This window comes from Murinocardiopsis flavida, from assembly GCF_003014485.1.
Lineage (GTDB): Bacteria > Actinomycetota > Actinomycetes > Streptosporangiales > Streptosporangiaceae > Murinocardiopsis > Murinocardiopsis flavida.
In genome coordinates this window covers 43,392-67,589 of the sequence record NZ_PYGA01000032.1, presented here as the reverse complement: position 1 = coordinate 67,589, position 24,198 = coordinate 43,392, and the positions used below count along the sequence as shown (strand labels likewise).

17 protein-coding genes are annotated in these 24,198 nt (G+C 73.6%); 8 read left to right on the top strand and 9 right to left on the bottom strand.

What is annotated here, in order from left to right:
* The first annotated feature begins 146 nt into the window (after positions 1 to 146).
* Entirely contained in the window at positions 147 to 1,319 is a 1,173-nt protein-coding gene (locus CLV63_RS30025) for a tyrosine-type recombinase/integrase (RefSeq protein WP_146165708.1), read from the top strand.
* A gap of 152 nt (positions 1,320 to 1,471) precedes the next feature.
* On the opposite strand, the gene CLV63_RS30020 is transcribed toward CLV63_RS30025, so the two are convergent.
* On the bottom strand, positions 1,472 to 2,002 hold the full coding sequence (locus CLV63_RS30020; protein ID WP_106586614.1) for a DUF4245 domain-containing protein: 531 nt from the start codon (positions 2,000 to 2,002) through the stop codon (positions 1,472 to 1,474).
* A 26-nt stretch (positions 2,003 to 2,028) separates the two neighbouring features.
* Complete coding sequence (locus CLV63_RS30015; protein WP_394339819.1) at positions 2,029 to 2,673, bottom strand: TetR/AcrR family transcriptional regulator; 645 nt, start codon at positions 2,671 to 2,673, stop codon at positions 2,029 to 2,031.
* Between the two features lie 114 nt (positions 2,674 to 2,787).
* Here CLV63_RS30015 and glpX point away from each other — a divergent pair, with 114 nt between their 5' ends.
* On the top strand, positions 2,788 to 3,813 hold the full coding sequence (glpX, locus tag CLV63_RS30010) for a class II fructose-bisphosphatase (protein ID WP_106586613.1): 1,026 nt from the start codon (positions 2,788 to 2,790) through the stop codon (positions 3,811 to 3,813).
* 102 nt (positions 3,814 to 3,915) lie between these two features.
* On the top strand, positions 3,916 to 5,502 hold the full coding sequence (locus CLV63_RS30005) for a DUF3352 domain-containing protein (protein WP_106586612.1): 1,587 nt from the start codon (positions 3,916 to 3,918) through the stop codon (positions 5,500 to 5,502).
* A gap of 124 nt (positions 5,503 to 5,626) precedes the next feature.
* Here CLV63_RS30005 and CLV63_RS30000 read toward each other — a convergent pair whose 3' ends face one another.
* A complete protein-coding gene (locus CLV63_RS30000; RefSeq protein ID WP_106586611.1) occupies positions 5,627 to 6,445 on the bottom strand; it encodes an ABC transporter permease in 819 nt (272 codons plus the stop codon).
* Positions 6,442 to 7,386: an ABC transporter ATP-binding protein gene (locus CLV63_RS29995; protein ID WP_106586610.1), complete on the bottom strand. Its 945-nt coding sequence runs from the start codon at positions 7,384 to 7,386 to the stop codon at positions 6,442 to 6,444. Before CLV63_RS29995 ends, CLV63_RS30000 begins: the two co-directional genes overlap by 4 nt.
* Positions 7,387 to 7,496: 110 nt before the next feature.
* Between CLV63_RS29995 and CLV63_RS29990 the strand changes: the two genes are divergently transcribed.
* The 3 genes from CLV63_RS29990 to CLV63_RS29980 all read left to right on the top strand — a co-directional run bounded on the left by CLV63_RS29990 (position 7,497) and on the right by CLV63_RS29980 (position 9,431).
* The gene (locus CLV63_RS29990; protein ID WP_394339818.1) at positions 7,497 to 8,090 is read left to right on the top strand and encodes a DUF1707 SHOCT-like domain-containing protein; all 594 of its coding nucleotides are present in this window, start codon (positions 7,497 to 7,499) and stop codon (positions 8,088 to 8,090) included.
* A 175-nt stretch (positions 8,091 to 8,265) separates the two neighbouring features.
* Positions 8,266 to 8,559 carry a hypothetical protein gene (locus CLV63_RS29985; protein ID WP_106586609.1) on the top strand — a complete coding sequence of 98 codons (294 nt, stop codon included), beginning with the start codon at positions 8,266 to 8,268 and terminating at the stop codon, positions 8,557 to 8,559.
* An 8-nt stretch (positions 8,560 to 8,567) separates the two neighbouring features.
* On the top strand, positions 8,568 to 9,431 hold the full coding sequence (locus tag CLV63_RS29980) for an MFS transporter (protein ID WP_106586608.1): 864 nt from the start codon (positions 8,568 to 8,570) through the stop codon (positions 9,429 to 9,431).
* Here CLV63_RS29980 and CLV63_RS29975 read toward each other — a convergent pair.
* Positions 9,401 to 10,279 (bottom strand): ABC transporter permease, encoded by an 879-nt coding sequence (locus tag CLV63_RS29975; RefSeq protein ID WP_106586607.1) that lies wholly within the window; start codon positions 10,277 to 10,279, stop codon positions 9,401 to 9,403. The genes CLV63_RS29980 and CLV63_RS29975 overlap by 31 nt on opposite strands.
* Complete coding sequence (locus CLV63_RS29970) at positions 10,276 to 13,212, bottom strand: alpha/beta fold hydrolase (RefSeq protein ID WP_211301550.1); 2,937 nt, start codon at positions 13,210 to 13,212, stop codon at positions 10,276 to 10,278. Before CLV63_RS29970 ends, CLV63_RS29975 begins: the two co-directional genes overlap by 4 nt.
* A gap of 223 nt (positions 13,213 to 13,435) precedes the next feature.
* Between CLV63_RS29970 and CLV63_RS29965 the strand changes: the two genes are divergently transcribed.
* A complete protein-coding gene (locus tag CLV63_RS29965; protein ID WP_106586606.1) occupies positions 13,436 to 14,824 on the top strand; it encodes a class II fumarate hydratase in 1,389 nt (462 codons plus the stop codon).
* A 142-nt stretch (positions 14,825 to 14,966) separates the two neighbouring features.
* On the opposite strand, the gene CLV63_RS29960 is transcribed toward CLV63_RS29965, so the two are convergent.
* Positions 14,967 to 15,632 carry an aggregation-promoting factor C-terminal-like domain-containing protein gene (locus CLV63_RS29960; protein WP_106586618.1) on the bottom strand — a complete coding sequence of 222 codons (666 nt, stop codon included), beginning with the start codon at positions 15,630 to 15,632 and terminating at the stop codon, positions 14,967 to 14,969.
* Positions 15,633 to 16,164: 532 nt separating this feature from the next.
* Between CLV63_RS29960 and CLV63_RS29955 the strand changes: the two genes are divergently transcribed.
* Positions 16,165 to 20,865, top strand: coding sequence for an SCO7613 C-terminal domain-containing membrane protein (locus tag CLV63_RS29955; protein ID WP_106586605.1), 4,701 nt, complete (start codon positions 16,165 to 16,167; stop codon positions 20,863 to 20,865).
* 40 nt (positions 20,866 to 20,905) lie between these two features.
* Here CLV63_RS29955 and CLV63_RS29950 read toward each other — a convergent pair whose 3' ends face one another.
* Positions 20,906 to 22,450 (bottom strand): alkaline phosphatase D family protein, encoded by a 1,545-nt coding sequence (locus tag CLV63_RS29950; protein WP_106586604.1) that lies wholly within the window; start codon positions 22,448 to 22,450, stop codon positions 20,906 to 20,908.
* A gap of 161 nt (positions 22,451 to 22,611) precedes the next feature.
* Positions 22,612 to 23,904: a PhoH family protein gene (locus CLV63_RS29945; protein ID WP_106586603.1), complete on the bottom strand. Its 1,293-nt coding sequence runs from the start codon at positions 23,902 to 23,904 to the stop codon at positions 22,612 to 22,614.
* Positions 23,905 to 24,198: the final 294 nt, after the last annotated feature.

The window sequence follows — 24,198 nt, the reverse complement described above, 5'->3', positions numbered from 1 at the left end:
GTGGGCATCTGCGGTTCTCCCCGGTCGACATTAAGGGCTGGGTGGCGACAAAGATTCGGCTTTCCGATAACCGGTAGCGGTTCGATAATCAGCGGGTTCCTTATTAAAATGAGTAGGACTGATCCGTTCACCTAGGGAGTGTAGACGTGGCAAACGATAGTGAAAAGTGGGAAGTCGGCACGATGCGCAATGGTGTGCGCAAGGTGCGCCGCGCTCGCGAATCGAGAAAAGCGGGCAAGGACGTGATCGCGTACAAGGTCCCGTACCGTGACGCGTCCGGGTTCCAGACATCTAAAACTTGGGATAGATGGACGGATGCGAAGAATTTTCGGGATAAAGTCCGCTCACAGAAGAATGAGGGGATTCTTGAGGATTTCCGATCGACTGAAACCGTTCGCCAAGTGGCTGAGCAGTGGTTTTCGACGGTGGAAGCTGTGCGGCGTCCCTCGACGGTCGATGTCTATCGAAGCCTGCTCCATGTGCATATCCTGCCCGCCTTCGGTGATGCACAGGTGCGCGCGGTGAGGAAGGGGGACATTCAGGCTGTGGTGGATCGCTGGTCGAAGACGCGTGCGGTCCGGTCGGTACATCTCACCTATTCCATGGTCACCTCTATCTTTCAGGCGGCGGTGGACCAGGGGCTGATCCCGCGTACACCGTGCACCCGGATCCTCCTGCCTGAGATGCCGGACTCTCCGGTCGTGCCGTTGACTCCGACACAGGTGTGGGACATCGCTGCTGTGCTCCATGTCCAACCGCTGGTGCGGATGATGGTGCTCCTCGGTGCGATGACCGGGCTACGGGCCGGGGAGCTGCGCGGGCTGACCTGGGAATGCGTTGACCTTGATGGCGGGGTTTTGCGGGTGACTCGGCAGGCACAGCGCCGGGAGCTCTGCGCACCCAAGACCAAATCCGCTCGCCGGTCGGTGCCTCTCTCGCCATTGGTTGTCGATTTGCTGCGTGAATACCGGGGCTCTGGGGGCGGGGAAGTGTGCGTTGTCCCGGTGCGCAAGGCGAAACCTGCGAAGGTGCACCTTCTGTTTCCGGCGCCAGAAGGGGGCGTACAGACTGATCAGTGGTTCCGGCGACGCTTCGATAGCGCATGTACGGCTGCGGGGGTCGAAGAGAGCAACCCGCATGCCCTGCGTCATACGTTCGCTGCTGTCATGATCGACAAGAATGAGAACCCTAGGAAGCTGCAAGCCTGGCTGGGTCATAGTTCCATTACAACCACGATGAACATCTATGGGAAGCTCTACCCGTCCTCGGATGACTCGGCGCGGTCCGCCATTGATACGGCGTTCGGTGCGGCATGTTGACGTAGTGTTGACGTCAAATTGGCGCCTGCATCTCCATACCCCTTGAACTGGGGCAATGCGAAATGCGGGCGCCTTTTCGTATAAGGCAACGTTAAGGGTCGGTCGTGGGACGGGTGAGGAATGCCACCCGGCGAAATGCGTCCTTTTTCGTGTTAATTGCGCGGTTTCAGCGATTTCGCGAGGACGCCCAGTTCGGCGTAGTCGGTGCTGCCCGAAACCACGGTGGTGACCTCGTCGCCCGCATGCGCCATTGCGTACCGGCCCTTGCCGAGGGAATAGCGGTCCCACTCCTCCCCCCGCACGCGCACGGCGCCCTCGGGCTCGCCCGCGCCGATGTGCTCCGCGAGGACCTCCGCCGGGTCGGCGCCGCTGACGTTCAGCCGCGCGTGCCGGTCGTCGGGGGTCGCGAACCCCAGGGTCCAGGCCACCGGGGCGCCCTCGCCCCCGGAGCCGACTTCGGAGATGGTCGGGGTCCACCCCTCGGGCAGCCCTTCGGGCACGGGCACGGGGAACGGCGCCGCTGCGCGCACGGCCGCGGCGTCCGGGCCGTAGTCGACGCTGGGGATGTTCTCCTGCTTCCTGGCGTTCACAACGAGGACCATGGCCCCCATGATCACCACGAGGAGGCCCAGTGCTGCGGCGTAGGCGCCGAACGTCGCGTTGGCGCGGTTGTAGCTGCTCATGATCCCTCCAGCGTGCCGCAGGGTTTTCAGCCGGCCGCACCGGGTCCGGTGACCGCGGGGGCCTCCAGCCGGGCCAGGACCGCGATGACGCCGTCGGCGAGCCGGCGGGCGTCGGCGAGGTCGTCGCGCGCCACGACCTCGCCGACCGCCACGAGCATGGCGCCGCTCACCACCATGAGCAGGGCGTCGTCGACGGGCTGCGCCGCCCTGCGGAACAGTGCGACGTTCCGGTCGGTCCATTCGCGCAGCCGGGCGCGCAGCGCCGACTCGAACCCGGGCGGGCTGTCGCCGCGGAAGAACAGCCATGCCGTCTCGCGTTCGGCGATGCAGCCTTCGAGGTAGGCGCGGGCGGCGGCGTTCATCAGCCGGGTGGGGTCGGTCTCGCCGGCGTCGCGCGCCTCGACGGCGGCGCGCCGCGTGCGGTCCTGCTGGCGCTGCTGGAACTCCTCGTACAGCGCGTAGAAGAGGTCGGCCTTGCCGCTGAAGTGGTGGTAGAGGCTGCCGACGCTGGCACCGGCCTCGGTGACGACCTCGTTGACGCCGGCCTTGGCGAACCCGACCGTGCGGAACACCTGTGCCGCGGCGCGCAGCAGCGCGCTGCGCGTGGCGGCCCCCCGGGGTGAGCTCCGCGCCGGCCTGCCAACGTTCTCCACGGTCAACCCCATCGTCATCGGCTGCGGTCGAGGGCACGGCCCTCCGGGTCGAGGTTACGCCAGCCCTCTACCCTGGACGCAGCCGCAGGCCGCAGCGCCGGACCCCCGGCCGCACTCCCGAAAGGCACCGCCATGACCGATTCCGGTTCGCCCGCACCGACCACCCACGACGTGCCCGACCGCAACCTCGCACTGGAGCTGGTGCGGGTCACCGAGGCGGCCGCGCTCGCGGCGGCGCGCTGGGTGGGCCGCGGCGACAAGATCGGGGCCGACGGGGTCGCCGTGAAGGGGATGCGGCACCTCATCAGCAGCGTGGCGATGAACGGGACGGTGGTCATCGGTGAGGGCGAGAAGGACAACGCCCCGATGCTGTTCAACGGCGAGCGGGTCGGCTCGGGCGCGGGCCCCGAATGCGACGTCGCGGTCGACCCGATCGACGGCACCACCCTCGCCGCCAACGGGATGCCCAACGCGATCGCGGTGATCGCCGTGAGCCCGCGCGGGTCCATGTTCGACCCTTCGGCGGTCTTCTACATGGAGAAGCTGGTCGCGGGCCCGGCGGCGGCCGGCTCCGTCGACATCGACGCCCCGGTCGCCGACAACATCCGCGCGGTCGCCGCCGCGAAGGGCGGCGCCCCGCAGGACGTCACCGTCGTGGTGCTCGACCGCCCCCGCCACGAGGGCCTCGTCCGCGAGATCCGGGCCACCGGCGCCCGCATCAAGTTCATCACCGATGGCGACGTCGCCGGCGCCATCATGGCCGCGCGGTCGGGGACAGGGGTCGACCTGCTGCTCGGCATCGGGGGCACCCCCGAGGGCATCATCACGGCGTGCGCCGTGAAGTGCCTCGGCGGCACGATCCAGGGCCGGTTGTGGCCGCACGACGACGCGGAGCGGCGCGGTGCGCTCGACGCGGGGCACGACCTGTCCCGGGTGCTGCACACCGATGACCTGGTGTCCTCTGAGGACGTGTTCTTCGCCGCGACCGGCATCACCGACGGCGAACTGATGAGCGGCGTACGCTACGAAGGCGGCGGCGCGAGCACGGACTCCCTGGTCATGCGCGGTCGCAGCGGCACCATCCGCAAGGTGGCGAGCGATCACCGGCTGACCAAGCTGGCCACCTACAGCGGGATCGACTTCGCCTCGGCCGGCTGACGCGCGGGCGGCCGCGCGCCGCGCACCCCCGATCACGCTGGGGATTTTCGACAAATAGGCATTGGTACCTTTTAACCGGATCACTGTCCCCCGGAGGATTCGATGTCTTACCCCGACCCCGCGCACCAGCAGCAGCCGTGGCACCCGCAGGGCGCCCCGGCTCCGCAGCAGCAGGCGGCGTACTACCAACAGCAGCCGCCGCGCGGGCGCGGTCCGATCTGGATGATCCCGGTCGCAGCGGTCGCCGCCGTGGCGGTGCTGGCCACCACGGTGTGGGCCTCCGACGGCGTCGTCGACGACCTGTTCGGCGGCCCCAGCCCCGACACTGTGCTCCCGTCCTCGTCGTTCGCCTACTTCGAGCTCGACTTCAAGCCCGACGGCGGGCAGATCGCGAACTACGCCCAGTTCGTGCAGAAGCTGCCCGACGTCCTGCGCGACGAACTCGACGAGGACGGCGAGGACCCCCTCAAGCCGTTCGTCGAGGACGAGTTCGACTACCTCGACTACGACACCGAGGTCCAGCCGTGGCTGGGCAAGCGCGTCGGCGCGGCCGCGTGGGAGTCCGAGGAGTCGGACGAGGGCGAGCCCGCCGTGGCGCTCGCCGTCGCGGTCACCGACGAGGACGCCGCGCGCCCGGCGCTCGACAAGATGCAGAGCGAGGAGGACGACTTCGCCTACGAGCTGCGCGACGGCTTCGCCCTGCTCGCCGAGAGCGACGGGATGCTGCGCGACCTCGCCGCGAAGACCGGGTCCGAGGGCACGCTCGACGGCAACCAGAAGTACGTCGACGACATCGCGGCGATCGGCGGCGGCAACCTCGCCACCGCGTGGGCGGACATCAAGGCCGCCTCCGACGCCGGCGCCGAGCTCGACACCGGGTCCACGACCGGCGGCGACCCGTACAGCAGCGACCCCTTCGAATCGGGGTCGCCGGGCGAGGATCCCGAGCTGTCCGGCCGCATGGCCATGGGCCTGCGGATCGAGGCCGACTACCTGGAGGCGCGCGCCGACCTGTTCGACTTCAGCGTCGACGGCATCTCCACGAAGGACCTCGACGCCCCCGAGGCCGGCATCGACGCCCTCGGCAACCTGCCCGACGACACGATCATCGCCATCGGCGGGGGCGGCGTCGACAAGCTCGCCCAGCAGGCCTGGAAGCAGAACGAGGCGGAGATCCGGCAGAGCTCCGACTTCGCCGACTTCGAGGAGGGCATGAACAGCCTCGGCGTGCGCCTGCCGAAGGGGTTCACCGACCTGCTCGGCTCGCAGACCGCGTTCGGCGTCACCGGTTCGGCGAGCAGCCTCGGCTTCTTCGGCGACTCCGGCACCGGCGACGTCTCCTTCGAGTACCGGGCCACCGGCGGCGACGTCGGCGTCCTGGAGAACCTCGTCGGCGAGGCGAGCGGGGGCGGCTACGGCACCCCGCCCGGTGTGAGCGACGAGAACGGCACCGCGGTCGTGTCCTCGGGCAGCACCGGCACCGGCAAGCTCGGCACCGACCCCGTGTTCCAGTCCACGATGGAGGGGTTGGAGGACTCCAACATCGGCCTCTACATGGACCTCCGCGCGATCGCCGAGGACGCCGGGGAGTCGGGGGCCGAGCAGTGGGGCGCGCTCGGCGGCTCGTTCAGCTACGACGACGGCGGCAACATCTCGACCATCGGCCGCTGGGCGCCCAGCAACTCCTGACGAAACCGCGGGCGGGGCCCGGGGTGCCGTGGGGCACCCCGGGCCCCGCCTTTTTCGGTCGATGAGCCTGCGGCCGCCGCCGGTCACCGCGCCTGCGGCGCACCCGGCCGACGAGCGGCCGCGTCTAGTCGATGAGCCTGCGGCGCATCTGGAACACCGCCAGGCACCAGGCGACGACGATGAAGACCAGGATCACCGCGACGTGGCCGAGGTCGGCGAGCGGGTCCATGCCGAACGCGGCGTCGCGCACGAGCTCCACGGTGTGGTACAGCGGGTTCACGGCCGCGAAGGTCTGCACCAGCGGGGGCAGGTTGTCGAGCGGGAAGAAGGTCCCCGCGATCAGGAAGAGCGGGGTGATGACCCCGCTGATGATGTAGTCCATCGTCTTGATGGACGGCACCACCGCCGACATCCAGATGCCGAGCAGCGCGAACCCGAACCCGGTGATGAACGCGATGAACGGCACGAACAGCATGGTCGGCGCGGGCGGCAGCCCGAACAGCATCGCGACCCCCAGCGGGGCGCAGCCGTACACCCCTGCTTTCAGCGCGATCCAGAACGCCTCGGCGGTGACGAGTTCGCGCACGTCGACCGGTGCCGCGAGCATCCCCTCGTAGGTGTGCTGGAACACCCGCCGCACATAGGTGTCGATGAGTCCCGGGAACATCGATGTGAACAGCACCGACATGGCGACGATGCCGGTGGCGATGAACTCGATGTAGTCGTAGCCGCCGATGGCGCCGACGATGGACCCCAGCCCGAACCCGAACGCCAGCAGGAAGATGACGGGTTCGACGATCGCCGCGAACGTCGTCGGCCCCCAACTGCGCCGGTACAGCGCCCATTCGCGGGCCAGCACCCCGAGGACGGGCGCCACCTCGAATCGCCCGGGGGCCGACCTCGCGGTCCGCGCCGCGGTGGCACCGCTCGCCTGCTCCGTCATTCCACACGCTCCCCGGTCAGTGTCACGAACACGTCCTCAAGGTTGCTGGCGCGCCGGTTGCCCTGGCCGAGGTCGGCCCGGACGCTCTCGGGCAGCTCCTCGGCCCTGAGCACCGACAGGGTGCTGCCGGTGCGCCGGGTCGGCAGCCCGCCGGCGTGCACGGCGGCCTCCATCGCCGCCATCTCCTCGGCGCCGGAGGGCAGGAACTCCTCGACGGACTTGCCGGCGTGCTCGGCGATGAGGTCGGCCGGGGCGCCGCGCGCCACGATCCGCCCCTTCGCCATGAGCGCGACCTCGTCGGAGAGCCGCTCGGCCTCCTCGATGTAGTGCGTCGACATGAGGACGGTCGCGCCGCCGCCGCGGAGCTCGTTGATGAGGCCCCACAGCTGCTGCCGGATCTGCGGGTCGAGCCCGACCGTGGGCTCGTCGAGCAGCACCACCCTGGGGTCGTGGACCAGGCCGCGGGCGATGAGCAGCCGGCGCCGCATGCCGCCGGACAGCTTGTCGGTGCGGGTGTCGGCGCGGTCGGTGAGCTGCGCCATGCGCAGGCCGCGCTCGACGGCGGCGGGCCGCTCGGCGCGCGGCACCCGGTACAGGTGGGCGAACACCGCCAGATTCTCCCGGACGGTGAGTTCCTCGTCGAGGTTGTCGTGCTGCTGGACGACCCCCATGAGGGCTCTGGCGCGCTTGGACGCGCGCGGGACGGCGTGGCCGAGGATGCTGATCTCACCGCTGTCGGCCCTGCTCTGCGCGGTGAGCATGCGCATCGTGGTGGACTTGCCCGCGCCGTTGGGCCCCAGCAGGCCGAGCACGATGCCGGCGGGGACGTCGAGGTCGAGCCCGTCGACTGCGGTCAGGGCGCCGTACCGCTTCACGACACCGCGCAGCGAGATCGCCGGGGCGGCGGATCCGGCCGGCGGGCCGGGTGGAGACGAGGTCATGCGGTTCACGCTAGAGCGCCCCTACGACGTCGCGCGAGAGGTTTTCGCGCCCCGGCCCGGGCGGCCGGGCGAGAACGGCGCGCACTGCGGGCGTCGTCTAGGTTGGACGCGTGCCCCTGCCTCCCGACCGCCTCCGCGCATCGAACGCCGACCGCGAACGCGTCGTCGGCGTGCTGCGCGGCGCTGCGGAGGACGGCCGGCTGGACCTCGACGAGTTCAACGAGCGCGCCGAGCGGGTCCTGAAGGCGCGCACACTCGGCGAGCTCGCGGCGGTCACCACCGACCTGGTGGCCGACGACGCCCGGCCCATCCGGCTCGACACCGCGCCGGTCGCCGCGCTGTTCCGCAACGAGACCCGCAGCGGGCGCTTCGTCATGCGCGGCGAGGAGGCCGCCTTCGCCCTGTTCGGGACCGCCGAGATCGACCTGCGCGATGCGCTGCTGGTCCGCAACCACGTGCGGCTGACAGCGTCGATGCTGTTCGGGCGGGTCCGGGTGCACGTACCCGAGGGCATGGAGGTGCGGGTGCGCGGCTGGTCGTTCTTCGGCCGCCGGATCACCACGGTGCGCAAGCCGCAGCTGCCCGATCCGCCCGTGCTGGAGATCGAGGGGTTCACGATCCTCGGTTCGCTGCGGGTGACCGCGCCGCGGCGGCGCTGGACGTGGCTGCGGCGGCGCCCCAGGCGCGGCGAGATCGAGACCTGACCGCCGCGCCGCCCGAGGCCGGTGCCCGGCGCGGCGGCGCGCGTGGCCGCAACGGGACACGGCCTGGTGTCCGGCGGCACCGGCGGCTTAGGTTACGTGAACCGGTTTCACGTTCCGGCGGCGGTCGGCACCGCCGCCGAGCGGCACCCCGGCCGGCGGGAGGTGGCGGTTGCGAGTGGACCTGCGGGCGCGGCTCGCCGGGTACGGCGTGTTCTTCACCACCGGGCTGCTCTTCGCCACCCTGGTCACCCGGATCCCGGCGCTCCAGGCCCGGTTCGGGCTGAGCGAGGCGGCGCTGACCGCCCTCATGGCGCTGGTGCCGGTCGTCGCCGGGGTCGGCAGTGTGCTCGCCGGACGCCTGGCGGCGCGGTTCGGCAGCGCCGCGGTCCTGCGGACCGCGCAACCGCTGCTCGCCGCGGCGATCGTCGGCGTCGGCCTCGCCCCGGACCTGGTCACCCTGTACACCTGAACCTCCTGGTGGGCCTGTGCCTCGGCGCGGTCGACGCCACCATGAACATGCAGGCCGTGGAGGTCGAGCGGCGCCGCGGCCGGAGCATGCTCACCGGCTTCCACGCGGTGTGGAGCGCCGGCGCGATCCTCGGGTCGCTCTGGGCGGCGTTCACCGCGGTGCCGGACCGCCAGATCCCCCTCGCCGCGGCGTTCGCGGTGGTCGCGGCCTGCGCGGTGGCGGTGTCGGCCGCGGCCGGGCCGTCGCTGCTGCGCACCGGCGGCGCCGCGGCCGCCGCCGAGCGGGGCGCGGTGCGGCTGCCGTGGCGGCCCATCGCACTGGTGGGGGTCGCGCTGGCGTTCGTGTACGTCGCCGAATCCGCGGTGTCGACGTGGAGCGCCGGCTACCTCGACTGGGTGCTCGCCGCCCCGGCGCTCGCCCCGCTGGCCTACGGCTGCTACCAGGCCACCACCCTGCTGGGGCGCGCCGGGGGCGACTTCGCGATCAGGGCGTTCGGCGCGCCGGCCGTGGTGCGCGCGGGGGCCGCGCTGGGGGCGGCCGGCCTGCTCGCCGTGGTCGCGGCCGGGCACCCGTGGGTGGCGCTGGCGGGTTTCGCCGCGACCGGGCTCGGCGCCTCGGTGGTGATCCCCGCGAGCTTCTCGGCGGCCGGGCGGATCCACCCCGCCGACCCCGACGCCGCGGTGGCGCGCGTGAACGTGTTCAACTACGTGGGTTTCGTGCTCGGCGCCGTGCTGATCGGCACGATCGCCGAGGCGCTGGACCTCCGCGCGGCGTTCGCCGCGCCGATGGTGCTGATGGCGGCCGTCATCGTGCTCGCGGGGCGGTTCGACCCGCGCGGCGGTCAGGACAGGACGTCCTTGGCGCGGAAGTAGCGGAACGCCCACGCGGTGAGGACCACGCCGTAGGAGAACGACACCGCGGCACCCTTGACCATCCCCTCGTAGGGCGTGGTGTAGATCAGGACGTCGGTCCAGGCCATGGACCAGTAGGCGGGCAGGAACTCCCGGATGGCGCCCAGGGTCTCGACCGCCTCGAGGATGTTGGAGACGATGATCAGGCCGACCGCGCCGCCGACCGCGCCGAGCGGGGAGTCGGTGGCGACGGTCAGCGCGAACGCGGTGCCCGCCACCACGAGCAGGCTGACCAGGGTGTAGCCGACGATGACGGCGAGCCTGCCCACGGAGTCGGCCATGGTCAGCGGGGGCCCGCCGGCGGGCAGCACCAGGGGGTGCCAGCCGTAGGCGACACTGCCCGCGAGCAGCGCCATGACCGGCAGCGCGACGACGGCGGCCGCGCTCAGGGCGAGGGCCACCGCGAGTTTCTGGCGCAGCAGCCGCATCCGCGGGACCGGTGCGGCGAGCAGGTAGCGCAGGCTCGACCAGCCGGCCTCGCTCGCGACGGTGTCGCCGCAGAACAGCGCCACCACGACCACCAGGAGGAAGCCGGTGGACACGAACATGGTGAACGCGGCGAAGTTGACGCCGCCGAGGGTGGCGAGGTCGACCAGGCCGGGCCCGCCCGGGCCGGGGCCCGAGCCGCCGGTGTCGATGGTGAACGCCAGCACCAGGACCCACGGCATGAGCAGCAGGAACGCGAATGCGAGCAGGGTGCGGCGGCGCTTGAGCTGGCGCGTGAGCTCGACGGTGAACGGCAGGGTGCGCCGGGGGCGGTAGCCCGCCGCGGGCGGGGCCTCGGACGGGCCGGTGCCGGAGGCGCTCATGCTGGATCCCTTTCCGCTCCGCCGCCGATGAGCGACAGGAAGGCGTCCTCAAGGCGGCGCAGCGGCACCGCGCGGTCGACCTGGACGCCGAGGCCGACGAGTTGGGCGACGAGGGCGCCGCTGCCGAGGCCGTCGAGCTGCACCCGCACGCCGTCGGTGTCGGCCACCGCGGCGGCGACGCCGTCGATGCCCGCGGCGAGCTCGGCGGTGGCCTCGGGGTCGGGGGTGCCGATGAGCACGGCCGAACCGTCGCCGACGAGCTCGCCGACCCGCCCCTCGGCGACCTTGCGGCCGCGGTCCATGACAACGACGTGCGTGCAGGTCTGCTCGACCTCGGCGAGCAGGTGGCTGGAGACCACGACGGTGCGCCCCTCGGCGGCGTAGGCCACCAGGACGTCGCGCATGGCGCGGATCTGCGGCGGGTCGAGGCCGTTGGTGGGTTCGTCCAGGACGAGGAGGTCGGGCAGGCCCAGCATCGCCTGGGCGATGGCGAGGCGCTGGCGCATGCCCTGCGAGTAGGTGCGCACCGGGCGGTCGAGCGCCGCGCCGAGGTCGGCGATGCGCACGGCGTCGTCGATGCGGGCCTCGGCCGCGGGGCGGCCGGTGGCCTGCCAGTAGAGGTCGAGGTTCGCGCGGCCCGAGAGGTGCGGCAGCGCGCCGGGGCCCTCGACGAAGGAGCCGAGCCGCGCCAGCGCCGGGGTGCCGGGGACCACGCGGCGGCCGAAGATGCGGATCTGGCCGGAATCGGGCCGGACGAGGCCCATGAGCATGCGCAGCGTGGTGGTCTTCCCGGCGCCGTTGGGGCCGAGCAGGCCGAGGACCTGGCCGTGCCGCACCTCGAACGCGAGGTCGTCGACTGCGAGGTGGCCGTTGGGGTAGCGCTTGGTGAGGCCGTCGATGCGCAGGGGCGGGGGGTCGGACTCCGGGTCGCCGCCCGGCGACGGCGCCGGGTCGCCGCGCCCGGCCCGGGGCCGCCCCACCAGCAGCAGCGCGGCGGCGACGATGACCGAGGCGAGCGGCAGCCCCCACGTCCACTCGGGCACCGCACCGCCGGGAGCGTCCAGTTCGGGCCGCATCGGCAGCGCCACGCCCTGGTCGCCCGCCAGCGCGATGTTGAAGGTGGCGGTTTCGTCGGGGGTGGCGTACGACATGTCGCTGGTGCTGATGGCCAGGCGCAGGGTGTGGCCTTCCTCGACCCGGTAGTCGATCGGCGGCAGGACGACCTTCGCGGTGGTGCCGGCGTCGGTGGCGTCGATGCGCAGGGGGGCGACCAGCTGCTGCGGCAGGGTGGCCTGGCCGCTGCGGTCGACGTCGTAGAGCTTGGCGAACAGCACGGCCTCGCCCTCGCCCACGACGGTGACCTCGGCGGTGGGCGACCCGGTGATCTGGGTGGGCTCGGCGAGCGGGGCCGACTCGTAGGTGGCCAACTGGCCGGGCATGTCGACGGCGAAGCCGCCGCCGTCGAGCTCGGCGAGGCCGGTGAGCCGGCCCAGCCCGGGCAGGGACGACACCGACGCCGGCGAGCCGCCGGGCGGCGCGGTGACGGGTTGCAGGCCGCCGGAGAGCTTGATGTCGCGCTGCGTGGTGCCGGTGAGGCCGGTGTACCGCTCGGCGGTGGCCTTGACGGGCGCCTCGTCGCTGCGCGCGGCGCTGCCGCGCGGGCCGTCGGGCCGGGACACCGTGAACCCGGGTTCGCCGTCGGGCGGTTCGTCCTTGAGCCAGGTGTCGAACCAGGAGGTGAGGCGTTCGCGGATGTAGCCGCTCTCGTACTGGCCGCCGTCGTGCCCGCCCTCGAGCCACAGGACGTCGACGGGGACGTCGTTCTGTTGCAGGCCGCGGATGTTGGCGTCGGCCTGGTCGAGGGTGAACAGGGAGTCGCGCTTGCCGTGGACCAGCATGGTGGGGGCGCTGACGCGGTCGAGGACGGACGCGGGGCTGTTGCGGTGCAGCAGTTCGACGATGTCGTCGGTCGGCGCCTGGTTCTCGGCGACCCGCTCGTACAGCCCGCAGATCTCCTCGCGGTAGAAGCCGCAGCGGATGCGCTTGCCGAGGGCGTCGGGGTCGTCGGCGAGGTCGTCGGGGTCGACGCCGAGCTTGTCGGCGAGCTCGGCGAGCTGCTGCTGCGAGGGGGTGAGCGGCGCGCCCTCGGCGGGGTCCTGGTCGGAGCCCTGTTGCTCGCCGGGGGCGTTCTCGGCGCCCTGCTCACCGCCCGGCTCCGGTGTCTCGCCGGCCTCTTCGTCGGGCGCCTGCGCGCCGGGCTCGGCCAGCCCGCTGAAGTCGCCGAAGCCGCCCCAGGTGAACATGAGGCTGGTCCACATCTGCTTGAACACGCCGTTTGCGGCGCCGGCGCCGGTGGCCTCGGGGAAGAAGGCGTCGCCGAGGTCGTTGTAGGTGTTCTGCGGGGCGATGGCGTCGATGCGGTCGTCGTAGCCGGCCGAGAGCAGGGTGACCGCCCCGCCGTAGGAGGAGCCGGTGACGCCGACGCGGGGGTCGCCCTTGCGGTCCTGGGCGACCTCGGGGCGCTCGGCCAGCCAGTCGATGAGCCGGGAGACGTCGGCGACCTCGCGGTCGGGGTCGTTGAGCGCGATCTGGCCCTTGGACTCGCCGAAGCCGCGCGCCGACCAGGTGAGGACCGCGTAGCCCTCCTGGGCCAGCGCCTCGGCCTGGCGTGCGGTCTTGGCCTTGTTGCCGCCGAACCCGTGCGCGATGAGCACCGCCGGCATGGGGCCGTCGTCGGCGGCGGGCAGGAAGAAGGAGGTGTCGATGCCGATGGTGGTGTCGCTGCCGGGGCTCTCGGGGACGGCCAGCATGGCCTCGCTCACGCGGAACCCGGCGGCCGGGCCCGCGCGCAGCACGGTCACACCGAGCGCGGCGACGAGCACCAGGCACGCGAGGACCGCGGCGGGCGCGGCCCAGCGGGGTCGGGTTCTCAACCAGGACTTCACGGACACGAGCGTACGCAAGCCGGGGCGGTGCTGTCGCAAGCGGCGCGGCGCCCTGTGGACGGCGGGCCGGCGCCCGGCGCCCGGCGCTCCGGGGGTCCGGGGGCGCGGGGGTCTGGGGGCGCGGTCCGCACGGGTGCTCTGGCGGAGCGGCCGGCGGGGGCGTCTGGCAATCTTGGGGCAGAGATCCGACCTGGAGAGGTGTCAGTCAACGATGAGTGGATACCGCATCGAGCACGACTCGATGGGCGAGGTCGAAGTCCCCGCCGATGCCAAGTGGCGGGCGCAGACCCAGCGGGCGGTGCAGAACTTCCCCATTTCGGGCCAGGGCCTGGAGCACTCGCACATCGCGGCGCTCGGCCACATCAAGGCCGCCGCGGCGACCGTCAACGCCGAACTGGGCGTCATCAAGGCCGAGCAGGCCGCGGCGATCCGGGCGGCGGCGCTGGAGGTCGCCGAGGGCGCGTGGAACGACGAGTTCCCGATCGACGTCTTCCAGACCGGTTCGGGCACGTCCAGCAACATGAACACCAATGAGGTCGTCGCCACTCTCGCGAGCGCCGCGCTCGGCGAGCCGGTGCACCCCAACGACCATGTGAACGCGTCGCAGTCGTCCAACGACGTGTTCCCCTCGTCGATCCACATCGCGGCGACCGCAGCCGTCATCGAGGACCTCGTCCCCGCGCTGCGGCACCTGAGCGCGGCGCTCGACGCCAAGGCCGCCGAGTTCGCGACCGTCGTCAAGAGCGGGCGCACGCACCTCATGGACGCCACGCCCGTCACCCTGGGCCAGGAGTTCGCCGGCTTCGCCGCGCAGGTCCGCTACGGGGTGGAGCGCGTGGAGTCGGCACTGCCGCGGGTGGCGGAGCTGCCCTTGGGCGGTACCGCCGTGGGCACCGGCATCAACACCCCCGAGGGGTTCGCCGGCCGGGTCATCGCCGAGATCGCCCGGACCACCGGCCTGCCCCTGACCGAGGCGCGCGACCACTTCGAGGCGCAGGGCGCCCGCGACGGCCTGGTGGAGCTGTCCGGGCAGCTGCGGACCATCGCGGTGGGCTTCGTCAAGATCGCCAACGACATCCGCTGGATGGGGTCGGGGCCGCGTACCGGGCTCACCGAGATCTACCTGCCGGACCTGCAACCCGGGTCGTCGATCATGCCGGGCAAGGTCAACCCGGTGCTGTGCGAGGCGATGCTCCAGGTGTCCTCGCAGGTCGTCGGCAACGACGCAGCGGTGGCGTTCGGCGGGTCGAGCGGCAACTTCGAGTTGAACGTGCAGCTCCCCCTGATCGCCCGCAACGTGCTGGAGTCGATCCGGCTGCTCGCGAACGTGTCGCGGGTGTTCGCCGACCGCTGTGTGGCCGGCATCGAGGCGAACGAGGAGCGCTGCCGCGAGTACGCCGAGTCCTCCCCGTCGATCGTCACGCCGCTGAACCGCCACATCGGCTACGAGGAGGCCGCGAAGGTCGCCAAGCAGGCGCTCGCCGAGCGCAAGACGATCCGCCAGGTGGTCGTCGAGCGCGGGCACCTCGCCAACGGCACCCTCACGGAGGCCCAGTTGGACGAGGCGCTCGACGTGCTGAAGATGACCAACTCGGTCTGAGCGGCCCGCGCCCCGGGCGGGGCGCGGCACGCGAAGGGCCCGCTGCCGGGCAGCGGGCCCTTCGGTTCGTCCTGTTCCGGCCGGTACCGCGGCGCGGTCGGTACCGGCCCGGTACCGCTCGGGACCGGCTCTCAGTACCGGCTCAGTACCAGCCGTTGCTCTGCGAGTGCTCCCACGCCCCGCACGGCGAGCCGTAGCGGTCCTCGATGTAGCCCAGCCCCCACTTGATCTGCGTGGCGGGGTTGGACTCCCAGTCGGAGCCCGCGCTGGCCATCTTGGAACCGGGCAGCGACTGCGGGATCCCGTACGCGCCCGAACTCGGGTTCTTGGCGCTGGGGTTCCAGTTGCTCTCCTTCTCCCACAGCGGTTCGAGGCAGTTGAACTGGTCGCCGCCCCAGCCGTAGTCGCCGAGCATGCCCTTGGCGATGGACTTGGGGCTGCCGCTGGGAACGGAGCCGCCGGAGGAGCCGCCGCCGGAGTCCGAGTCCTCCTTGGGCTTCTCCTTCTTCTTCGCCTCGACCTTGCCGGACGCGTCGGTGGATCCGGCGCCGGCCGCCTCGCTGCGCTTCTTCTTGGACTGCTGCTGCTGGTCCTCGAGCTCCTTCTTGGAGACCTTCTCGGCCTTGGGGAAGAACGGGGTCTCCGAGGTGTCGGCCTGGGGGGCCTGGCCGCCGACGGCCGCCGATGCGGCCTGGTCGCTCTTTGTGTCGCTATCGGCGAACGCGCTCACCGCGAAGGTGCCGCCGGCGACGACCGCCGCCGCTCCCGCCGCAACGGCGAGACGTAGCGAGATCCGATTGAATAGCAAGTACTGCCCTTTCGCCTGCCGCACGCCCAGTGATCCGCGTGCGATCGACCGAGCCCCCCTGCGTCCTCCGGGTGTCGAGCGAAAACGACGGGCGGGATGGGGCGCACGTGAGACCACTGGCCGCCAGAGCCGTCGAAGAACCGCGCAGTTGCGACATACCTCACCAATCAGGCGATGTCACGATGAACCAGCGCGAAGGGGGGCGCTTCTTGAACCGGGCCCCACCCTGCCGCATGATCACAGGCTCGTAACACCAAATCGCGTGTGACCTCCATCACAGTACATAGGGTCACGTGCGGTCATATGCGTCCCATGCGCCCCGACCGCCACGGCCCGTCCAGGGGCCGCGCCCGGGATCACCACCTTGACCTGCGGCGATCCGCGTGCCCGACGCGCCTGCGCCGCGGCACCCGCCCGCCCGGCCCTCGGCCGGCCCTCGGCCGGTACTCGGCCGGGCCTCGGCCGGTACTCACCGCCGAAGTGAGTATCCGACCGCATGCGGCTTTCGTCGGCCCGCTGCGAGTGTGGCCCGATGGACCTCCCGCCGCCCGCACCCCAGTGCCCGGACTGTGCCGCCCCTCTCTCCGCGAGCGCGCCCGCCTGCCCCCGCTGCGGACTGCCGCTCACCGGGCCCGACGCCGACAGCCTCGGCCGGGTCGTCCTCGAACTCCAACGCGTCGACCTGCACCGGCGCACCCTCGCGGCGCAGTACCACGTCCACCTCGGGCGGCTGCGCGCCGTGCGGGACGCCCGCCCGCGGCCCGCCGCCGCGCCGCAGGCGGCGCCCGCGCCCGCCGCCCCCGCGGGCCCGCCGCCGCGCCCCCGCGACCTCCTGCGCCCCCTGCGCCCCCTGCGGGAGCTCACTGCGCACTCGGTGCAGAACATCCTGCTCGGCCTCGGCGGCCTCCTCATGGTCATCGCCGCGACCGTGTTCACCGTCGTCACCTGGGGCAGCGTCGGTATCGGCGGCCGGGCCCTGATCCTCGGCTGCTGCACGGCGCTGACCATGGCGGCCGGCTACCCGCTGCTGCGGCGCGGGATGACCGCCACCGCCGAGACCTTCGGCGCGCTGGGTGCCGCGCTGCTGGTCCTGGACGCCACCGCGCTGTGGTGGGTGGGCGGCCGCGAATTCGGCCCGCTCGCACTGGGCTACGCCGCGGCCGCCGCCGCGGTCATCGCCGCCGTGCTGGCGCTGTATCCGGTCGCGGTGCCGCTGCGCGGCCCCCGCGCGATCGCCGCGGTCCTCGCCCAGCTCGTGCTGCCCTTCGCCGCGGTCGGCGCCCAGGAGGCGGGGGTCCCCGGCGCGGCCCTGCTCGTGGCCCTGCCGGCGACGGCGCTGGCGGACGTCCTCGTCGCCCGCCTGCTGCCGGCCGGCCGCCTCCGCGGACTCGTCGCCGTCCTCGCCGCAGCCACCTGGACGGCGGGGCTCGCGCTGGTGGCGGTCGCGGCCTACGGGAACGCCGCCCTGCTCGACCCCGGACGCGACGGCCTCTGGGCGGCCGCCGCGCTGCTCCTGGCGGGGGCGGCGGCGCTGCTCGCCGCGGCGCACCCCGCCGCCGTCGGGCCGCGCGCCGCGTATTACGGGGCCGCGGCGGCCTGCTGGGTGACCGCCGTCCCCGCCGCGGTGTCCGGCCTCGGCGGCCCGTTCGTCCTCACCCCGCTATCGCTCGCCGCCGCTGCCGCCGCAGCAGCGGGCGCCGTGGCGGCCCTGCCGCCGGCGGTGCGCCCGGGGCCGGGACGGGCGGTCGCCGTCCTGCTGGGGATCGGCACGGCCTGCGGCGCGCCCGCCGCCGTCGCCACGTTCGGGACGTTCGCCACCGCGGCCGGCACGTGGAACGGGTTCGCCACCGGCTCCACCGCCCTCACGGCCCCCTGGGGTGCCGGGCTGACGGCGACGCTCGCCGCAGCGGGCGCCGGGTGGGCCCTCCTCGCCTGGGCGCGCGCCCGCGACTGGACGGCACCCGCCGCGCTCGCCGCGCTGGCGACGACGGGTCTCACGGCGGCAGGCCAGTCGCCGTACCCGGGCTCCGCCATCCTGTTCACGACCGCCACCGCGGCGACCCTCGGCTGCGCGTGGGCGGCCGACCGGCTCGCCGACGCCCTGCCCGACGCCCCGAGCCCCGTCGGTCCTGCGGCGCCCAACGGCGGCGTCGCAGCGCCCGGCGGCGGCGCACGCGAGGCCGACGGCCCCAAGAGCGCGGGCGCGCCCGCCGCGACCGCCCGGGGCGGCTGGCGCGCCCTCGCACCCGGCCGCTCCGCCGAGCGCCTCGTCCGGCTCGGCGCCACCCGCGCAGCGGCGCGGCGCACGGTCCGCGTCGGCATCGTCCTGGCCGGGACCGGGGCGGCCCTCGCGGCGGCGGCCTCGCTGGCCACCGACGCGGCGGCGGTGACCGTGCTCGCCGTGCTGAGCGCCGCGGCCGCCCTCCCCGCGCTCTTCGCCCGCGGCACAGCCCTGCGCGGCTGCGCCGCGGTCGGCACCGTCGCCGCGGGGAGCGGGCTCACTGCGGCGGCGCTGGCCGCCGGGACGGCACCCCCGATGGCGTACACCATGGCGTTCCTCGCCGTCGCGACGGCCGCCGTGGGCGCCGCGACGGTGGCCGTGCGCCGGGCGGGCCGCCCGGCGCAGGCCGCGGCGCTCGACATCGCCGCGGTCCTGCCGCTCGGCCTCGCCGCGGGGGCGGCGCTCTCGTCCGGGGCGGCCACGCAGCCCTGGGCGGTGACGTTCGTCGCCGCCGTCGCGTCCCTGCTCGCCCTCGTCGCGGCGGCCCACGCGGTTCCCGCCGTGCCGGTCCCACTCCAGTGGGAGGCGTCGGCGACGACCGTCGCCGCCCGGGTCCGCCTCGCCATCGCGGGCGCGCGGGCCGAGGGCGGGCAGGGCAGCGGCGGCGATGACCCCGACCTGGGCCTGCGCACGCTGCTCATCGTGGTGGCGGGGTTCCTCGGGGGCGCGGCCCTGCTGCCCGGCGGGGAGCGCATCGCCGCCGTCTTCACGGGGTCGCTGCCGGGCTTCGCCGCGCCGTGGCGCGGCGCGCCCGCTGCGGTCCTCCCCGGCGCCCTTCCATCGGGGGAGCTCCTGCCGCTCGCCGCGCTCGCCGCGCTCGCGGCGGCCGTGCTGAGCCTGGTGCTGTGCGTGGCGGCGGCGCGCGCCCTGCTGCCGGTTCCGCCGGACGTCCACTACCGCACCACGCCGCGGCAGGCCGTCGCCGCCGCGATGTCCGTCGCCGCAGGGCTCCTGGTCCCGGTCGCGGTCACCGCCCTGGCGGTGCCGTGGGGCGCCGCCCTCGCCGCCGTGACAGCGACGGCGGGCGCGCTGCTGCTCCTGTCGGCCGCGAGCACCGGCGGGGCCGCCGTTGCGCGGGCGGGCGCCGGGCTGCTCCTCGCCGTACCGGCGCTCGGCTGGTCCCTGGCCGGACCGGCCCCGACCCTGCTCGTCCTGTCGGCGTTGACGGCGTGCGCCGCGGTCGCCGCCGGAGCCGTCCGGCCCGCGACGATCCGCACGGCCGCCCCGGTGTCCGGTGCGCTGGCGGGGCTCGCCGCGCTCGGCTGCGGCGCGGTGGTGCTCACCGCGCTCGCCGCAGCGGCGGACGGAGGGCACACGCTCGGGCCCGTGCGGGTCACCCCGCAGTGGTACCCGTACGCGGCCCTGGCGGTCGCGGCCGTGCTCTCGCAGGTGGCGGGGGCGCGGATCTGGGACCGCCGGGGCGGGCAGCGGTACGGCCTCGTCGTGGCGGGCGCCGTCCTGGCGGTCGCGGGGCTCTTGATCGCCCCCGGCCCCGGTGTGCCGATCCTGGCGGCGGCGATCGCCGCCGTGGTGCTGCCGCTGCTCGCCGCGGCGGCGGGCGGCGTGTTCGGCCGCGTCCTCGCCGCCGCGTCCGGTGTCCCCGTGCTGATCGCGGTGGCAGAGGTGGCGGCGCGGCTCGCCGCGGTGCTGGTGGGCCCCTACCTGTGGCTCGGCGACGCATGGGGCGGCGCGGGGCCGCTGGGGGCGGGCACGCCCGCCGCAACGGCGCTGCACCCGGTGTTCGGGGCGTCGCCGGATCCGACGGCGCCCGTGGCGGCGGCGCTGGTCGCGACCGGTGCCGCCCTCCTGGTCCGCACCTACGCCCGGTGGCTGCTCCCGATCGCGCTGGCGCAGGCCGCCGTCCCCGTCCTCGCCCCGTGGGCCCTCGCGGTGCCCCTGCCGTACGCGGGCGCACTCTGCTGGCTGCTGCTCGTCGCCGCCGGTCTCGGCACCGTCGCGGCGCTGAGCCGCCGCAGCGGTGCGGCCGCCGCGGCGGGCGCCGCCGCCCTGTGGGCCGCGACGCTCGCAGCGGCGTGGTCGCTGGCGGAACGCCCGGCGACCCTCGTCGTCCTCGCGGCGATCGCGGTCCTCGCGGCGATCGGCGCCGCGCTGGCGCGCACGGTGCCCGCCGCGGCCGGGGCGACCGCCGCCGCGGTCCTGGCGACCGGCGGCTTCGCCGTGGCACTGCCCCTGGCGCTGGGCCAGCCCCCCGAGGTCGCCGGGCTCGCCCCCATCGCGGTGACCGCATCGGTCGCGGCGGTACTGGGGCTGCGCCGGCTCGACCCGGCGGTGCTCATCGCCGCCGAGGCCGCAGCGGGCGTGCTGGGCGCCACTGCGGTGCTGCTCAGCCTGACCGGGTCGGGACGCGGGGAGCTGACAGCGGTCGCGCTCGCCGCACTGGGCGTGATCGCCCTCACGAGCGCGCCGCGTGCGGGGCGCCGGTGGCTCGGCGCGGCGGGCGGGGCGCTGCTCCTCGCCGCGATCTGGGTGTTCCTCAGCGCCCAGCAGGTCACCGCGCCCGAACCGTACGCGGTCGTCCCCGCGCTGGCCGCGCTCGCCGCCGGGTGGGAGTGGCGCCGCAGGCGGCCCGGCACCGGCACCTGGCGCGCCTACGGGCCGGGCCTGGCCCTGCTCCTGGTGCCGAGCCTCGCCATGGCGCAGTTCGTCGACCCCGCCGCGTGGCGGGTGGGTCTGCTGGCGGCCGTGTCACTGGCGGTGGCACTGGCCGGGGCGCGGTGGCGCTTGCAGAGCCCGCTGCTCATCGGCGGCGGGACCCTGCTGCTGGTGGCGGCCAAGAGCTTCGGGCCGCCGATCTGGTACGAGGTCGCCGCCCTGCCCAACTGGATCCCGACCGCGGTGGTCGGCATCGTGCTCATCGCGGTCGGGGCGCGCTACGAGCAGCGCCTGCGCGACGTCAGGCGCCTGACCCGCGCCCTGCGGGCGCTGGCCTGAGCCGCAACCGTGCCGCCGCGCCGCGCCGCGCCGTGCCGCCTCAGCCGCGCGCGGGGCGCAGCGTCGTCGTCCACAGGGAGCGGCCGTCGATGTCGCGCAGGTGGACGGTGAACTCCTTGCTGTCCGGGTCGATCTCGACCTCGCCGAAGTGCTGGAAGCCCTCCATGGGGCCGACGTTGGCGCGGTCGGGGGCGTTCACGAACACCTGCTCCGGCCCGAACGTCGGGTCGAGCGGCACCGCGGGGAACGCCCCGGCGTTCAAGGGGCCGGACACGAACTCCCAGAAGGGGGTGAAGTCCTTGGCCGCGGCCCGCTCCGGCGAGTAGTGGTTCGCGGCCGTGTAGTGGACGTCGGCGGTCAGCCACACGACGTCGTCCACCCCGCGGCGGTGCAGCTGGGACAGCACCCCGCCGATCTCGGACTCGCGGCCCCGCGGCGCGCCCGGCCTGTTGTTGGCGACGCCCTCGATGTTCGCCCCGTCGGCGACCACCATGCCGATGGGCATGTCGGACGCCACGACCTTCCACGTCGCCGTGGACCGCGCCAGGCCGTCGACCAGCCAGCGGGCCTGCGCGTCGCCGAGGATGCGCTCGTGCTCGGCCGTTCCCGGCGAGTTGGCGTCGCGGTAGGTGCGCATGTCGATGACGAACACGTCGAGGTCGGGGCCGTAGCCGATCTTGCGGTACACCCGGCCGTCGACCGCCTCGGTGCGGATGATCGGCTGCCACTCGAAGAACGCCCGGTGCGCGCGCTCGGCCAGCACGTCGACGCGGCGCTCGGTGTAGGGGCCGTCGGCGGGCAGGATCTCGCCCGGGTACCAGTTGTTGACGACCTCGTGGTCGTCCCACTGCACGAGCTGCGGGACGTGCGCGGAGAACGCGCGCAGCGGCTCGTCGAGGAGGTTGTAGGCGAACTGGCCGCGGAACTCCGCGAGGGTCTCGGCGACCTTCGACTTCTCCTCGGTCACCTCGTTGCGCCAGGTCCGCCCGTCGGGCAGCGCCACGCTGCCGACGAGCGGCCCGTCGGCGTACACGGTGTCGCCGCTGTGCAGGAAGAAGTCGGGCCGGCGGGCCGCCATCGCGTCGTAGATGCGCATGCCGCCGAAGTCGGTGTTGATGCCCCAGCCCTGCCCGGCGACGTCGCCGGACCACACGAACCGGACGGGGCCGCCGGCGCCGCCCGGGGTCCGGAACGAGCCTTCGACCGCCTCGCTGCGGTAGCGCCCGTCGACGGCGCGCACCCGCAGGTGGACGTCCTGGCCCGGCCGCAGGCCGCGCAGCCGCAGGCGCCCGGTCCCGTCGGCGCCGGGGTGCAGCCGCGGCCCGGGGATCGTGCGCGACCTGGCGAAGTCGGGCCGGCTGGAGACCTCCACCATCATCCGCGACGGGCGGTCGGCCCTGGTCCACACGACGGCGCCGTTGCGGCGGGGGTCGCCGAGCTGGATGCCGTGCGTGAGGGACGGCCGGTTGCGGCCCTGGGCGTATGCCGGGGCCGCGCCGCCGGCGAGCCCGCCGACCGCGGCGGCGCCGAGCCCCGCTGCGCCGTAGCGCAGCAGTGAGCGGCGGGTGAAGGGGTGGTCGGCCATGCGGACTCCTCGTCGCGGGGGATGCTGCTCGCGACAAGGTTTCTATCGGCTCCGCGCGCCGAAAACCAGAACCCCTGGGACAACCCGGCGTGAACAGCACCGGACGGGCCGTTCCCGGGGGTGCCGCGGCGGCCGGTCCGACCGGCCGCCGCGACGCCGGATCAGCCTTCGAGCATCTCCGTGACCAGGGCGGCGATCGGGGAGCGCTCGGACCGGGTCAGAGTGGTGTGCGAGAACAGCGGGTGGCCCTTGAGCTTCTCGATCACCGCCACCACGCCGTCGTAGCGGCCCACGCGGAGGTTGTCGCGCTGGGCGACGTCGTGGGTGAGCACGACGCGGGAGTTGTCGCCGAGGCGGGACAGCACGGTGAGCAGCACGCCGCGTTCGAGCGACTGCGCCTCGTCGACGATGACGTAGGAGTCGTGCAGCGACCGGCCCCGGATGTGGGTGAGCGGGAGCACCTCCAGCATGCCGCGCTCGACCACTTCGTCGATGACGTCCTGGGTGGTGAGCGCCGAGAGGGTGTCGTGCACGGCCTGCGACCAGGGTGACATCTTCTCGTACTCGCCGCCGGGCAGGTAGCCGAGCTCCTGGCCGCCCACGGCGTAGAGCGGGCGGAACACCACGACCTTGCGGTGCTGGTTGCGTTCGAGGACCGCTTCGAGACCCGCGCACAGCGCGAGCGCGGACTTGCCGGTGCCGGCGCGCCCGCCCAGCGACACGATGCCGATGTCGGGGTCGGTGAGGACGTCGAGCGCGATGCGCTGCTCGGCGCTGCGCCCGTGCAGGCCGAAGACGTCGCGGTCGCCCCTGACCAGCTTCACCGACTTGTCGGGCAGCACCCTGCCGAGCGCCTTGCCGCGCTCCGACACCAGCACCAGCCCGGTGTTGGTGGGCAGGTCGCGCGCAGCCTCGACGTCGGCGGTGCCGCCGCCGCTGAACAGGTCCTGGACCTCGTGCGCCGGCACCTCCAGCTCGACGATGCCGGTCCAGCCGTGCTCGATGGCGAGTTCGGCGCGGTACTCGTCGGCGGCGAGGCCGATGGACGACGCCTTGATGCGCATGGGGAGGTCCTTGCTGACCAGCACGACCTGCCGCGGATGCGCGGGATCGGCCGCCTCGCCCTCGACTTCGAGGTTGCGCGCGACCGTCAGGATCCGGGAGTCGTTGTCGCCCAGCCGGAAACCGGCGGGCAGCACGCTCGGATCGCTGTGGTTGAGTTCCACCCGCAGGGTGCCGCCGAGGTCGTTCACCGGGACCGGGGCGTCCAGGCCTCCGTGTGCCACACGGAGGTCGTCGAGCTTGCGCAGCGCCTCGCGGGCGAAGTAGCCGAGCTCGGGGTGGTGCCGCTTGTGCTCCAGTTCGGTGACGACGACGATCGGCAGAACGACCTCGTGCTCGGCGAACCGGCCTATCGACATCGGGTCGGCCAGCAGGACGCTGGTGTCGAGCACATAGGTACGGCGTTCACCGGTGTCGCTGGAGACGACGGGAGCCGTACGGTCGCGGCGGTGGGCCTGGGAACTAGCCACTCGCTCTCCCCCTGGGCGCGGCAAGGCGCCCTATACTCACGGGATTCCAAGGACCGGGACCAGCCCCATGAGGGCCGGGACCGGCCCTCTTCACCATGAGCTCCTGTGCGACCAGGGCCGTCAATGAATCGGGGCCTCCCGAGTGGACGGATGCACACCATCCACTGGTAACGACGGTACCCGGCCGATGTAAAAGAGCAACACCCCGCAACGGCA